The following is a 13,771-nucleotide window of genomic DNA, read 5'->3' on the forward strand; positions in this document are numbered from 1 at the left end:
AAAATACAGGAAAGCTTACTTAGATATAATTTAGTTGAATTTTTGTAGTTTGAAGATAAAATTTTTCACTTTGTAATAAAATATTTTGCATATTCCCATTTTTTATTAAAAAAGTTTTGAGTTAATCAAAATATTGCCAATTTTGTACTTAATTCTTTGTGAATAACTGCTTGACAAAAGGTTAAGCCGTTGTGTTAATGCCAGATTTAGGTACTGCGCTATTGTTGTCATGAAGGCGTAGTAACAAATCAATGGTTGTTTAGTTATCCACATTTTTGGATTTGATAATTATACAACTCTCATAGCGCTATACTGATAAGCGTTTTTACTATTGAGCATTTGTGCATGTATTTTACTATTGAAAAATTAAGACTGTTTTAATATAGATCACCATCATGTTCAGATTTTTAAAATCATTGATGCTATTTCCAATAAGAAAAGTATTTCTAATACTTTTCTCGCTTTTTTGTTTCCTATTTTTTCAAATCGGTACCCAAGCGCAGCAGGCCATTTTAAGATATGCGGATACCCAATATAATTTGGAAAATTATTATCAGGCCGCAAAAGCTTACAAAAAAGCTTATAATAAGGATGCTAAATATGAAACTGCTGTCAAATTAGCCAATACATTGGAAAAGTTTGGTTCTTATGATGAGGCCTATGAATGGTGGACAATAGTAATTGGCCACTCTGAATCTACTAAGCATAACTATTTACATTATCTGAACGCTGCACTTAAGATCCATAATTGGGAGGAAATAGATAAACTGTTGGAAAAAGGCGGTTATGCCTCCTCTGATTTCCCCGAATTGAATATTGATGGAATAAGAAAATTAGCTGAAAAATCACGCAACTTCAAATTGCTTCCTGTTGGAGAAATCAATTCTGATGCTTCTGAATTGGGAGTATCCTTTGACAAAAATGGAAATTTGCTTTTTTCAAGCGACAGGGGTGCAGTAGGTAATGGTAAGTCTATTCCATCTCTGAGATTAGATGCCAAAAATGACATTTTTAGTAAAGACAAGAGCGAGTATAATGAGCGTGAATTTTATAAAATGTACAAGAAAAATTCAAAAGGGGAAGTTGCAGAGCTGACATCAGATTTGCAGAATGCTTTTCATGTCACTGATCCACATTATTTTCCTGAAAAGGAGCTTATTTTTTACACTGCTTTTGTAGCGAAAACAAAGGTCAGAAGAAGAAAAAATTTAGTGAATCATGCTGGAGTTTATTTTGGAAAAATAGATGAATTAGGAAAAATTAGGGATAGTAAACCTTTTCCATTTAATGACCACCTGGCTTTTGGTGTGATGAATCCCTATGTGGATAAGTCTACCAATAGGCTATATTTTGCCTCAGATATGCCTGGTGGACAAGGTGGTTTTGATATCTATTACTCTGAATTTGACGACAATTTGAATTTTTCAAAGCCAGTTAACCTTGGCCCAAAAATCAATACCCCGCAAAATGAAAGCCATCCCTCAATTTTTGGAGATAAACTCTATTTTGCCTCCCGCGGTCATATTGGTTTTGGAGGGATCGATCTTTTTGAAGCTGACTTTATTGAAGGAAATGTGGATAATGTCCAAAATATGGGACTTCCTTACAATAGCAGTAGAGATGATTTCTTTTTTGTCATCGCTGAAAATGGGAATAAATATTTTACTTCTGATAGACTAGGTGGACAGGGATTGGATGATATATACACTATTGAAGAGTTAAATAAATTTCTGAAAGTTATTGTCGAAGATTGCAATGGGGAACCTATAAAGAATTATGAGGCACTTCTTGTGGATAACTCAGGAAACCCCGTCTCGACCTCCCAAAACAAAAAGGGAGATTTGATAGCAGAATTAGAACTGGAAAGTGAGTATTTACTATCTCTTGGAAAAAAAGGTTACTTCAGCCTTAGCGACAGTACTTTGTCTACTCTTGGCTTTGAGGGAGATACTTTAGTTAGAAAGTACACCTTGACTGCCATACCTTATAAGTCCAAATTGTTTGCAGATAATATTTATTATGATTTTGATAAATCAGATATAAGAGATTCCGAAAAATCAACCCTTGAAAATATTGGAAAACTGTTGATAGAAAATCCGCATACCGTATTGTATGTTAGTTCACATACCGATTCCAGAGGATCTAATGCTTATAATGATGCTTTGAGTGAGCGTAGGGCACAAGCTGTCTATCAATATTTGGGAGAAAAAGGTATTGCCAGTGATAGAATCAAGCTGGAATGGTTTGGTGAAGCAAACTTGGCAAATAATTGTACAGATGGAGTTCCGTGTGCTGAAATAAATCATCAATTGAACAGAAGAAGTGAACTTGTCCTTTCAGCTTTTGCGGATGAAGACATGTCATATGAGCTTCCTGAGGTTGTGGATAATCCATGTGATTTCATGGCACAATATGATACGCCTTCTTATCAGAAAGAAGAGGAAAAAAATGTTGATAACTTAACTAAAAAGGAAACGGTTCAAGATTTACCTACTGTTTATTTTGATTTTGACCGGAGCGATCTAAAGTCTGTCCATCAAAAAGAATTGGATCAAGTCATTAATCAAATGAAAAGTAATCTTTCCCTTAATTTGATTGTTGAGGGACATACCGATCAGAGAGGAAGTGATGTGTATAACGAATATTTATCAGAGAAGCGGGCAAGATCAGTTGTGGATTACCTGATCCAAAATGGTATTGATCGCAATAGGATTGAATATTCCTTTTATGGAGAACACCTTCCTACTAATGATTGCAGCATTAGGGGTTGTCCTGAGGTGTTGCATCAGGCAAACCGGCGCACAACATTAAAATGGAATAAAAATACCTACTAGTACCAATGGTTTCTTTCGCTCGGAATCTGCAACCTAAACTTCAGTATGCGATTGGAGGGGGCGCTACTATTGATGGCAACAACCTGCTATGGGGTCTCAAAATGAGCAATGAGCTTAACTACAGATTAGGAAAGAGAACCTCTCTGAATGCCGGACTCTCCTTTTATCAATCTCTTGGAAATCTTGAAAATAGAGCCGTCAATGTTTTTGCAGAAAGTATTGATCAATCTTCAGGTATTTTTTATCTGAGATATTCAATTTTTAACATGATTTAATCATCAGGATATTTATCCACATTCTGAATGTTGATTCAAGTAATTGAATATTGAGTTACATCCTTTCCAAAGTTTAATCCCACCAATCAAAATCAATCCAAAGCCCTTGAGGAAATTAGGAATAGGAAATATTTGTAATCTTATCTAAATTCAGCTGATGAGCATTTAGTTTCTCAAAACCTATTTCAACCCATTAACCTATGAAAAAGTATTTTCTGATTGGGCTTATCTTTTGTTTGAGTGTATATCAAGCAAAGGCCCAAATTGGTACCAAGGAACGCATCAAAGTCTACAGTGCAGCCTTAGAAGGCAACCTGATCGGTGACCCGGCTGAAAGGGAAGTAACGGTCTATCTTCCTCCTTCCTATCAAAAAAACCCTGAAAACCGCTTTCCTGTCCTGTACATGCTTCATGGATTTACAGATACCGACTCCCAATGGTTTGGCTGGGAGGAACACTGGATCAACCTTCAAACCGTCATTGAACAATCTCTGGCTGAAGGGCTTTCCAAAGAAATGATCGTCGTGATGCCCAATGCCTATAACCGTTTCAAAGGCAGTATGTATGCAAGTTCGGCTACGATAGGTGACTGGGAAACCTTCGTTACCAAGGAACTGGTGCAATTTATTGATGCCAATTACCGCACCTTGGCCCATAAGAACAGTCGCGGGTTGGCCGGGCATTCTATGGGAGGGTATGGCACTTTACGCTTGGGTATGAAATATCCGGAAGTCTATGCCGCTATTTATGTCCTTAGCCCCTGCTGCATGGATGGAGGGGCCAACACAAATGCAGAATTAATGGCCAAGTTGGAGGCATTTACACCTGAGCAATTGGAAGGAGCCAATTTCTTTGAAATTGCGACATTGGCTACTTCTGCTGCTTTTGCACCAAACCCACAAAACCCACCTTTTTACCTTGACCTTCCGGCAAAAAATGGTGAACCACGACAGGAGGTGATCAACAAGATCATCGCCAACCGGACCTTGAACTTTGTGGATCAATACATCCTAAACCTTAAAAAGCTTAAGGCCATCGCTTTGGATGCAGGATTACAGGATAGGGGAATCAGTGAAGCCACCAAATCCCTTCATGAAATATTGGAATCATACCAAATCCCACATTTCTATGAAAGTTATGAAGGGGATCACCTCAATCGTATTGCAGAAAGGATTCAAACGCTGACGCTTCCCTTTTTCTCCAAGAACCTGGTATTCCAAAGTACCCTTTCCGAAATCATCGAAAATGGTGGCACCGGAGATTACCCTGCTATCATGGCGACCGAAGCTTCTCTCCCCACGCATACTGTGTTTAAGCCTCAGGATCTGACTCAATTTGGTCAAAAAATCAAGCTCCCCATCATCGCATGGGGAAATGGAGCCTGCTTCGATTCGCCATTTGAGCATGTCAATTTCCTTAATGAAGTTGCCTCTCATGGATTTTTAGTGGTAGCTATTGGTAACATGCCCAAGCAAACTGATGTCCGGTCCAAATCCCAAAAATTATTGGATGCGATAGATTGGGCAATGGCACAGAACGCTGACCCAAACAGTCCTTACTACCAAAAACTGGACACGGGAAAAATTGCCGTCAGCGGTATGTCCTGCGGAGGACTTCAGACGCTTGAGGTGGCAGGAGACCCGAGAATTACTACCATTGGCGTCTTCAACAGCGGGGTACTGCCCAATCCAGGTGCCGGGATGCCAGGCATGCCACAGGTGACCAAAGATCAGCTGAATAGCATCAAAGTTCCTACACTTTATCTTTTGGGAGGAGAGTCGGATATTGCCTATGGCAATGGGATGGATGACTTTAATCGGATCAACCATGTCCCGGTTTTTGTTGGTAACCTTGATGTTGGTCATGGCGGGACTTATGCACAACCTTTTGGAGGAGATTATGCCATTGTTGCTACCCAATGGTACAATTGGCAGCTCAAAGGGGATAAGGAAGCAGGGAAGCTATTCACAGGCAAAAAACCGGGAATATCTAAGTTAGAGGGTTGGAACTGGGACAAGAAGAATATGGATTAATATTTCCACTTATTCGCCAGACTCACCAGGTGCAGCATCACCGGCACTTCTACCAAAACACCCACTACCGTGACCAATGCAGCTGGACTGTCCAAACCAAAAAGGGCGATTGCAACCGCCACGGCCAGTTCAAAGAAATTGCTGGCCCCGATCATGGATGCCGGTGCACAGACCGCATGCCTGAGGTTTAATTTCCTTCCTCCATACCATGCCAAAAAGAAGATAAAATAAGTTTGGATGATCAGGGGTATGGCGATCAAAATAATGATCAGTGGATTATTCAGGATATTGGGCCCTTGAAATGCGAAAAGCAAGATCAAAGTCAGTAACAAAGCAACGACACTCACCGGTTTGAATTTTGGCAGGAATTCAGATTTGAACCATTCCTCCCCTTTTTTGGCAATCAGGCTTTTATTGGTTATCACACCTGCTACCAAGGGTATGACAACAAAGATGACCACGGAAGCCACTAAAGTTTCATAAGGAACAGTCACATTGGTAATTCCTAGAAGCAAACCCACCAAAGGGACAAAGGCCACCAATATGATCAGATCATTGACAGATACCTGCACCAGGGTATAGTTAGGGTCCCCATCGGTAAGGTAGGACCATACAAATACCATGGCCGTACAAGGGGCGACGCCCAGTAATATCGCACCAGCAATATATTCCCCGGCCATGTCCGGTTCAATGTAGGCCGAATAGAGTTGGTCAAAGAAAATCCAAGCGAAAAAAGCCATGGTGAATGGTTTGATCAGCCAGTTGATCACTAAAGTCCAGACAATACCCTTTGGAGCTTTACCAATACCTTTGATGCTTCCAAAATCGATCTGCAACATCATCGGATAGATCATCAGCCAGATCAATATAGCAATGGGCAAATTGACATTGTAAATTTCTAAATCAGACAGTACCGAGATATCATCCCCAGCCAAATGACCGATTAGGATTCCAACTCCAATACATAAAGCAACCCATAAGGTCAGGTATTTTTCGAAGAAGGCTATTTTTTTGGTTTCTGACATTTTATTCCAATTGATATATTTTAGAAATAAGGTTGATATAAAATTGAAATATGGTAGAAATAGGATAGAAATGAGATTGATGTATCTCGGAAATAAAGTAGAAATATGATTGAAATACTGTAGAAATATGGTTTATCCCTATTTCGGCGAACTTGTTTTCTGATGGGTGGAGCCATATCTCTATTTATTTCGCCGAAGGCATATTTCAATTGTATTTCAATCAGTATATTTCACTTTTTAATTTTTGAAAAGACATATAGCATCTCCGACGCTATCTGCAAAGATCGTGTATCATACATCTCAGCCTCCTTTTCCGTATCATCAAAGGCTTTTGGATCTTCATAGCGCACAGGGATTCTGGCTTCCGCACCGGGAATAAATGGGCAGTTTTCATCTGCATGGGAACAGGTCATTACTGCTGCGAACCCTTTCGGAGCATTGGCAGGATCGTCATAGACTTTGCTGAAAGTAACAATGGGATCCTCATCATCTGAAAAGAAAACAAAGTATTTGGGATTTCCATTTCCTTCTTTGCTTACCTTGAATCCAAACCTTTGGATAGAGGCCACGGCCCTTTCATTGAAGGCAGTTACTTCCACTCCACCAGAATAGGAGTTGATGTCTATGCCATGGTAAGCCGCTGCTACCTTTCCCCAAATCTGAGAGAATTGGCTCCTGCGGGAATTGTGGGTACAAATAAAATTCAGGTTGATTTCCCGATTCTGATCGACTTTTTGCTGGACATAGTCAATAAGCACTTGAAGAACATCTTTGCGTTCTTCAGCTATCGGCAGCGCCTGCGCTTGCTCGATGTAGGATTGGAGGGTTGGGTATAGATTCATTTCTTTAGAGTCAAGAGGCAAGAAGCAAGAATCAAGACGCAAGTAATGCGACGCTTGAGTCGAGACTTATCTCATCCTGAAATAACCTGATTTTTTTTAAGAATAATTTTCTTATTTACACGCACCTAATATATCGCTAAGGTATATTTCAACTTTATTTCGCGCTAGCATATTTCATCTATTTCCTTTCGCTTCTAGTCCCTGTCTTGTATCTTATGTCTTGATTCTTGCATCTTTATCAACAGCAGCCCGATCCAGGTTCACAGCTATTCGCTGCCTGAAGGGAGGCAAGTGAAACACGGATTTTTGGTTTTTCCGAAACAGGTCCACAGCAAGCAGCTGCTTTTTCCTCGGGTGTGGTAGCTCTGTCCTTGGCTTTGCAGGTGGTCTGATCAGGCGTGAGTTGTACGATCAGGGCATTACCTGTATCCTTGATGTTATGAACAGGTAATATGGCTGTCGGGAATACTGAATTTCCATATTCAAATTTGATATCAGTATTAGGATAGGTTTCCCTCACACGATTGACCACTTCAAAGATTTTCAGTGCCTTAGTGGTGTCTACGGCGTGATCAGGCTCGGGAATTTCATTTTCCCACAACTGCACATGCACTTCTGACCATTGGTTGCGGATACCTCCACAGTCTACGGTGTCAAAGTTCACGTTTTTGATTTCGGTAATATGGTAATCTGTTCGGACATATTGCCCAGCCTGGTATTCGAAGAAAAGCGCCTTTTCTGGGTTTTCTTGAAGGATGTTGGTGAATTCTTTTGTTTTCATTTGTTTGTGGTTTAAACCTTTGAGGTCTTTTTTTGACCTCGAAGGTTTTCAAGATTGGATAAAGATTTTAGTCTTTTCTGATTTAAATAATCTTTGTCGAAATTAAACCTTCGAGGTTTTAAAAACCTCAAAGGTTTAGCAGCATCCCGAAATCTTCGGAAAACCACTGAATAAATCTTGGAATAAATTCTGAACTTCAGCCCAACGGATAGGGTCAATACAATAGTTGACAGAAACTCCTTCTATACTGCCTTTAATCAGGCCGATTTCCTTGAGTTCACGTAGATGCTGGGAGATGGTGGCTTGGGCCAGTCCGAGTTCCTGCACCAAATCCCCATTGATACAAGAGTTGGCCTGGATCAAATATTCAAGAATGGCGATGCGCGCAGGATGAGCAAAGACTTTGGCGATTTTCGCCAGTTCGTTTTGCTGGTCGGTGAAGAGATCTGTTTTGGTAACACCCATGTGGAGACAGTTAGAGATTAGAAGCGAGAAGCGAGCCCTTCGACAGGCTCAGGGACCGAGATTTGAATTTAGATACAAGAATCAAGAGGCAAGAGACAAGATGGAAATAGTAAGTTGCCCATATCCCACCTATTTATGAAAGGCTGATGAAAGCCATATTTCAACCGTGTTTCGGCCTAGGCGTATTTCTACCTTATTTCAATTTCACTTTGCGAAGCTTGTCTCGGCAAAGCCATATTTCATTCATTATTACATCGCAATATTACGATAAATTGGCGTTAGAAACCAAGTCCATCCAATCATTTTTTCATCTATTTTTTTATTACCACATTTCTTTTCATATTTGCAATAAAGTTGCAAATAAGGCGGGGTTTGATATGAATGAAACTAAATTAATGATCAAGCTCTGTTTATGCAGTTTTGTTAATCAATTGATTCCCTACTTTTCTTGCCAATCAAATCATGGAAAAGAAATTACCCGTAACCGTACTCAGTGGCTTTCTTGGAGCCGGAAAAACAACCTTATTGAACCATATTCTCCATAACAAGGAGGGGCTCAAAGTAGCCGTGATTGTGAATGATATGAGTGAAGTCAATGTGGATGCACAATTGGTGAGAAGTGAAAACACACTTTCCAGAACAGAGGAAAAGTTGGTGGAAATGAGTAATGGTTGTATTTGCTGTACACTCAGGGAAGATTTGATGCTGGAAGTAGAGCGTTTGGCCAAGGAAAATCGTTTTGATTATTTATTGATAGAAAGTACGGGTATTTCAGAACCACTGCCTGTTGCCCAAACATTCAGTTTCGTAGATGAAGAAAAGGGTATAGACCTTTCCAAGTTCAGTCGTTTGGATACCTTGGTGACCGTAGTAGATGCTTTTAACTTTTACAAAGATTTTGGTTCGGCGGATACCGTGTACTCCAAAATGCTCAACGATGACCCTGAAGATCAGCGATCTATTGTAAATCTATTGACAGATCAGATTGAATTTGCCAATGTGATTATCATCAATAAGGCAGACCTTGTTTCGAAAGAAACCGTGGAAGAATTGGCTGCGATCATTCACAAGTTAAACCCAGGAGCGAAGATCATCAGCACTTCCAATAGTAAAGTGGATCCTAAAGAAATCCTCAATACAGGCTATTTTGATTTTGAAGAGGCTTCCAATTCTGCAGGTTGGCAAGAAGAACTCCAAAAAGACCATCATACGCCAGAAACGGAGGAGTACGGGATATCTTCCTTTGTTTTCCGAAATAAGAAACCGTTTCATCCCCAACGTTTTTGGAAGTACATTTCAGAAAACTGGCCTGCCGGAATTATCAGAAGTAAGGGGCTTTTCTACATTGCTTCCAGAAAAGACCAGGCACTTTCCTGGTCACAGGCAGGAGGTTCATTGAAAGCAGAACCTATAGGGGTTTGGTGGGCCAGCATGCCTTTCAAAGAACGAACAAGCTATACTTCCTACATCGAAAATCAAGCATACATTGAATCTAAATGGGATAAGATCTTTGGAGACCGGATGAATGAGCTTGTCTTGATCGGACAGGACTTAGATCAGGAGCAGATTACCAAGGAACTAGAAGGATGTCTGCTCAACAATTTAGAATTGGCAGAATACCTCAATGGTAAAAAGTTTACGGATAATTGGCCGATTTAAGTAGCACTCGATGATGTGTTCATTTCCAAGGAAAGTTGAATTTTGGATACAATCAGTTTGCCCGCGCTTGATTAAAGGTATACCATGGCCAATAATAGCCATGGTATTGTTTTTTTAAAAAATGTAAGACACAACGTATTTTTTTAGAAATCAATTTGAGGAATTTCAGGAACGCAATTCGATTATTTGAGTGTTGAATAATGAGTCTTTGAATTTACAGGCAGAGATTCCCATTCCCAATCAACCTGAAACCCCCAAGGGTTTTAAAATGGCCACTCATGGAAATTTCTTGTTTGTTGCAGCACTGGGCTATAACCAAATTCGGGTATTGCAATTATCAACGCTGAATTTCCTAGGACAATTCAACTCGGAAGTGGCTTTGAGTGACTTTAAAGTTTTCTAATACTTCAAATTTGTGATCAAAACTATGGAGAAAATCAAGATTGGTATGCTTACTTGTTCTGATAGGGCTGCGGCCAATATTTATGAGGATATTTCAGGCAAAGAAATCATGAGCTTTTTTGAAGAGGTGCTTCAAAACCCCTGGAAGCCAATTTATCGGGTGATACCAGATGAAAAGGAACATATAGTATCAACCTTGAAATCTATGGCCGAAGAGCAATGTGCCTTGATCGTCACCACAGGTGGAACCGGTCCTGCTCCAAGAGATGTAACTCCTGAGGCCACGGAAGAAGTCTGTGATAAACTATTACCGGGATTTGGGGAACTGATGAGGCAAGTGAGCTTGCAATATGTCCCCACAGCCATTTTATCACGACAGACAGCAGGGATATATAAACAAAGTCTGATTGTCAATCTTCCTGGTAAGCCCTCTGCTATCCGTCAATGTCTGGACGCCGTTTTCCCGGCGATTCCCTATTGCCTGGATTTGATCGGAGGGCCCTATTTGGTCTGCGATGAAATGAAGGTAAAGGTTTTTAGGCCTAAAAGATAGCATAATAGATGAAAATGAATTTAAAATGAAACTTCAGTCCTAACCCTCCAATTCCAAAAAAGAGTAGGGATACTTCCTTTGCCCGCGCAAGAGTATAGCTCTGGCAGATCCTTATGTTGGCTTCTGTCAATCAGGAGGCATTTGAATACAACATTAAACAACGATTAGCCGCATTCTGCGGAACCTCCCGAAAAGAACTATGTGTAAAAGAGGAATCATCTGGGAACACATTAGGAAAAGATAAAATCTTACTATTGGCAATCTCTACAATATCCCTCAAGGGCAATGGATTCCAAACTATAATTTCGTCCTTCTAATTGGTTCAAATATCCATCAGGTAATTCGGGAAGTTCTTCCACTTTTTGACAGGTTTTGCACCTAAAACTTGGACTATGTAATTTGGATTGGGTTACATTTTTCAATGCAAAAAGTAAATTGCCATCCGAACATGGGATTTTCTTAAGAATCCCATTATCAGTGAATAAAACCAAGATTCGGTAAACAGTTGTCCTGTCCATTTGACCCTTGAGTATTTCATAGAGTGTACAAAGCGAATGGGCTTTATGGTCATCTATAAAGTATTTGATCACCAAGCTTCGGTTGGTGTTGGGTTTTATTCCATGACTTTTAAGGACTTCATTTAGTCTTTCCATCGCATTTGCATTTTTTGGGTACTGGGTCATATCCGAAAGTTCCCCAGGGATGGCATTTGGATAGTCTTTTGATACCCAGCCATAGTCCACCAAAACTTCCATGTTCTTGGATAGCCTGTATCATATAATTAGAGCAACTGGGTTCATGTCTGCAAGATGCAGGAAATAAAGGACTGATCAACCATTGGTACATTCTAACGGGCAATATGAACATCCACCGGAGTCTCATTCAAAGTCTTTATAGAGCATACTTGCCTGAATGCCTGTATTATTTTGGTATTTTCCCGACCGGTAAGTATCAAACGGCCTGGAAATATCATGGTAGTAAATCTGACAGATTTCTACGCCTGCATAAATTCGTATAGGTTGTACGCAGAAAATTTCCAGCGTCCAGTACCCTCTAAAACCCACATCTCCGAAACCGGCTGTGATATGGACAAACAAACCTAACCTGCCTATAGATGATCTTCCTTCAAGCATGGGTACAATGTTTTCAGTATGGGTATATTCGATCGTCTTTCCTAGATACAAGCGGTTAGGTTCTAGGACCAAACCTGCTTCAGGTATGGTCAGTTCCTCAGTTTCATGTGCGGTTTTCATATCCAGAAGAGATGACTTGTAGACCAAAAGCTTTTCATCCAATCTTAAATTGTAGCTGTTGGGATTGAGCCTGCTTTCATCAAAAGGATCTATAAAGATATCCCTGTTCAGTCTGTTTTTAATTTCAATGCCACTCAGAATCATATCAAGAGGAAATGGTTTCGTTTATCAAAGCTTTATTAATGAGTCTTTCCAGTCCTTGACGCTCGATATCTCTACCAATAAAAACCATCACCAATTCGGGAATTTTCTCTCCTTCAGGTAGTGGAGTAATGGTAAGCTTATTTCCTGTTGACTGAACCAATACAGGATTTTCTTCTCCTAATAACCTCACAAAACCTTTGATTCGGTAGATTTGGTGATAGTGTAAAAAAATGGACATCGAAAACGTAACATAGAGTTGGGTACGGTCAAATTCGTAAGGAACTTCTATGGCTATACTTTTCATGCGATGTCCCTCTTTCTTTGCCTGTTTAGAAAGCTCAATTTGATCTGATAGATTTTCAATCGGTGCATTTTGCATCAATAAAGGGGAGTCTAACTTTCCAAATTCAGTTGTTATGATTTTGGCTAATGGATTAATGCTCGAAATGCTGGTTTGGATGGATCCGATATAGGAGGCTTGTACCAGATCACACTTGTTGATCAATATCAAATCTGATGCAACAATTTGTCTGTACATTTCAGGAACTTCTTCGATTCTATCTTCAAAATTTTCTGCATCAATCAGGCAAATGACCTGCTTTAGATCAAAATATTGCATCACATCATCTCTCTTGAAAATGGATGCCAATTGTCCTGCATCCGCTACCCCCGAGGCTTCAATAAATAAATTGTCCGGTAATTTATCTGCTTGGATCAACTGTGCAAGAACGGTAACCAACTCTCCATCAAGAGAACAGCAAATGCACCCATTATTCAATTCAAAAAGCTCTTGGTAGTTTTTTGAAACCAAATTGCCATCCACTGATACCTTTCCAAACTCATTTTCAATTACGTAGTTTAATTTATCTTTTTTGTTTTCCAACAGGTTGTTCAGAAGGGTGGTTTTCCCAGCACCTAGAAAGCCTGTAAGCAAATAAACAGTAATTTTTTTTTGCATTATTTTCATTGTTTAAGGCTAAGATATGAGATAAAAAATTTAAACGCAACAAAGTTGCATTAACTAGAGTCCTGTAAAGTTTGGGTGTAAAGAATTTGTGTGAATCAAAATCAATCATTTATTAAAATTATCGTATTTTTAAGGGAAACATAAAATCCAAAGTCAATGAAAAAGCTCTATTTCTTAACCGCTATCTTATTTCTCTGTGTTTTCTCGGTTGTCAATGCCAAAGACAATGACAAGCTTATCGGTACTTGGGATGTAACCGTTCAGGATACTCCTCAGGGAACGGTGAATGTCCACTTGACGATTGAGAAAGAAGATGGTAAAATGAAGGCTAAATTCAAGCAAGTAGGTTCTGACCAAGTAACCAATGCTACTGTCAATGAACAGGAAAATGGAATAATGCTTTATTTTTATGCAGAAGGATATGACTTATATATGACCGTAAGGCCCGATGGAGATGATGCTGTTTCGGGCTATTTGGTGGATCAGTTTCCCGTAAAGGGAAAAAGAATCAATTAATCGGTTTTAGAAAAACCAAAAA

General features: G+C 39.7%; 13 protein-coding genes. 5 read left to right on the plus strand and 8 right to left on the minus strand.

The features are described from left to right. Window positions 1-395 precede the first annotated feature (395 nt). Window positions 396-2,834 (plus strand): OmpA family protein, encoded by a 2,439-nt coding sequence (locus B879_RS23510; protein ID WP_009185193.1) that lies wholly within the window; start codon window positions 396-398, stop codon window positions 2,832-2,834. A 475-nt stretch (window positions 2,835-3,309) separates the two neighbouring features. Continuing rightward, entirely contained in the window at window positions 3,310-5,142 is a 1,833-nt protein-coding gene (locus tag B879_RS10690) for an alpha/beta hydrolase-fold protein (protein WP_009185195.1), read from the plus strand. Here the strand turns inward: B879_RS10690 and arsB are convergent. From arsB to B879_RS10710, 4 genes are all read right to left on the minus strand, one after another. Beyond that, entirely contained in the window at window positions 5,139-6,167 is a 1,029-nt protein-coding gene (gene arsB, locus B879_RS10695) for an ACR3 family arsenite efflux transporter (protein WP_009185196.1), read from the minus strand. The genes B879_RS10690 and arsB overlap by 4 nt on opposite strands. Before the next feature lie 230 nt (window positions 6,168-6,397). Further along, window positions 6,398-7,009 (minus strand): low molecular weight phosphatase family protein, encoded by a 612-nt coding sequence (locus B879_RS10700; RefSeq protein WP_009185197.1) that lies wholly within the window; start codon window positions 7,007-7,009, stop codon window positions 6,398-6,400. Window positions 7,010-7,247: 238 nt separating this feature from the next. Then, a complete protein-coding gene (locus B879_RS10705) occupies window positions 7,248-7,790 on the minus strand; it encodes a DUF6428 family protein (protein WP_009185198.1) in 543 nt (180 codons plus the stop codon). 135 nt (window positions 7,791-7,925) lie between these two features. Further along, a complete protein-coding gene (locus B879_RS10710) occupies window positions 7,926-8,255 on the minus strand; it encodes an ArsR/SmtB family transcription factor (RefSeq protein ID WP_009185199.1) in 330 nt (109 codons plus the stop codon). 462 nt (window positions 8,256-8,717) lie between these two features. Between B879_RS10710 and B879_RS10715 the strand changes: the two genes are divergently transcribed. Together B879_RS10715 and mog are read left to right on the plus strand one after the other, a co-directional pair. Then, entirely contained in the window at window positions 8,718-9,914 is a 1,197-nt protein-coding gene (locus tag B879_RS10715) for a GTP-binding protein (protein ID WP_009185200.1), read from the plus strand. Window positions 9,915-10,341: 427 nt separating this feature from the next. Then, window positions 10,342-10,869, plus strand: a complete 528-nt coding sequence (gene mog, locus B879_RS10725) for a molybdopterin adenylyltransferase (protein ID WP_040400465.1) — start codon at window positions 10,342-10,344, stop codon at window positions 10,867-10,869. A gap of 251 nt (window positions 10,870-11,120) precedes the next feature. On the opposite strand, the gene B879_RS21790 is transcribed toward mog, so the two are convergent. The 4 genes from B879_RS21790 to B879_RS21795 are packed head-to-tail and all read right to left on the minus strand — an operon-like array spanning window position 11,121 to window position 13,224. Then, complete coding sequence (locus B879_RS21790; RefSeq protein WP_009185202.1) at window positions 11,121-11,624, minus strand: Fur family transcriptional regulator; 504 nt, start codon at window positions 11,622-11,624, stop codon at window positions 11,121-11,123. Next, a complete protein-coding gene (gene yidD, locus B879_RS22130; protein ID WP_083847942.1) occupies window positions 11,506-11,751 on the minus strand; it encodes a membrane protein insertion efficiency factor YidD in 246 nt (81 codons plus the stop codon). Before yidD ends, B879_RS21790 begins: the two co-directional genes overlap by 119 nt. Continuing rightward, the gene (dcd, locus tag B879_RS10735) at window positions 11,748-12,266 is read right to left on the minus strand and encodes a dCTP deaminase (protein ID WP_009185203.1); all 519 of its coding nucleotides are present in this window, start codon (window positions 12,264-12,266) and stop codon (window positions 11,748-11,750) included. Before dcd ends, yidD begins: the two co-directional genes overlap by 4 nt. A gap of 1 nt (window position 12,267) precedes the next feature. Further along, window positions 12,268-13,224, minus strand: coding sequence for a CobW family GTP-binding protein (locus tag B879_RS21795; protein ID WP_009185204.1), 957 nt, complete (start codon window positions 13,222-13,224; stop codon window positions 12,268-12,270). Window positions 13,225-13,389: 165 nt separating this feature from the next. On the opposite strand from B879_RS21795, the gene B879_RS10745 reads away from it, so the two are divergent. Continuing rightward, window positions 13,390-13,749 (plus strand): hypothetical protein, encoded by a 360-nt coding sequence (locus B879_RS10745; protein WP_009185205.1) that lies wholly within the window; start codon window positions 13,390-13,392, stop codon window positions 13,747-13,749. The last annotated feature ends 22 nt before the right edge of the window (window positions 13,750-13,771 follow it).

Source organism: Cecembia lonarensis LW9 (assembly GCF_000298295.1).
Classification (GTDB): domain Bacteria; phylum Bacteroidota; class Bacteroidia; order Cytophagales; family Cyclobacteriaceae; genus Cecembia; species Cecembia lonarensis.

What these genes read in the sequence shown, in the direction of transcription:
- B879_RS23510 (WP_009185193.1), top strand. Translation starts at nt 396, where the DNA reads ATGTTCAGATTTTTAAAATCATTGATGCTATTTCCAATAAGAAAAGTA.
- B879_RS10705 (WP_009185198.1), bottom strand. Translation starts at nt 7,790, where the DNA reads ATGAAAACAAAAGAATTCACCAACATCCTTCAAGAAAACCCAGAAAAG.
- dcd (WP_009185203.1), bottom strand. Translation starts at nt 12,266, where the DNA reads ATGATTCTGAGTGGCATTGAAATTAAAAACAGACTGAACAGGGATATC.
- B879_RS21790 (WP_009185202.1), bottom strand. Translation starts at nt 11,624, where the DNA reads ATGGAAGTTTTGGTGGACTATGGCTGGGTATCAAAAGACTATCCAAAT.
- B879_RS10700 (WP_009185197.1), bottom strand. Translation starts at nt 7,009, where the DNA reads ATGAATCTATACCCAACCCTCCAATCCTACATCGAGCAAGCGCAGGCG.
- yidD (WP_083847942.1), bottom strand. Translation starts at nt 11,751, where the DNA reads ATGAGACTCCGGTGGATGTTCATATTGCCCGTTAGAATGTACCAATGG.
- B879_RS10710 (WP_009185199.1), bottom strand. Translation starts at nt 8,255, where the DNA reads ATGGGTGTTACCAAAACAGATCTCTTCACCGACCAGCAAAACGAACTG.
- B879_RS10715 (WP_009185200.1), top strand. Translation starts at nt 8,718, where the DNA reads ATGGAAAAGAAATTACCCGTAACCGTACTCAGTGGCTTTCTTGGAGCC.
- mog (WP_040400465.1), top strand. Translation starts at nt 10,342, where the DNA reads ATGGAGAAAATCAAGATTGGTATGCTTACTTGTTCTGATAGGGCTGCG.
- B879_RS10690 (WP_009185195.1), top strand. Translation starts at nt 3,310, where the DNA reads ATGAAAAAGTATTTTCTGATTGGGCTTATCTTTTGTTTGAGTGTATAT.
- arsB (WP_009185196.1), bottom strand. Translation starts at nt 6,167, where the DNA reads ATGTCAGAAACCAAAAAAATAGCCTTCTTCGAAAAATACCTGACCTTA.
- B879_RS10745 (WP_009185205.1), top strand. Translation starts at nt 13,390, where the DNA reads ATGAAAAAGCTCTATTTCTTAACCGCTATCTTATTTCTCTGTGTTTTC.
- B879_RS21795 (WP_009185204.1), bottom strand. Translation starts at nt 13,224, where the DNA reads ATGCAAAAAAAAATTACTGTTTATTTGCTTACAGGCTTTCTAGGTGCT.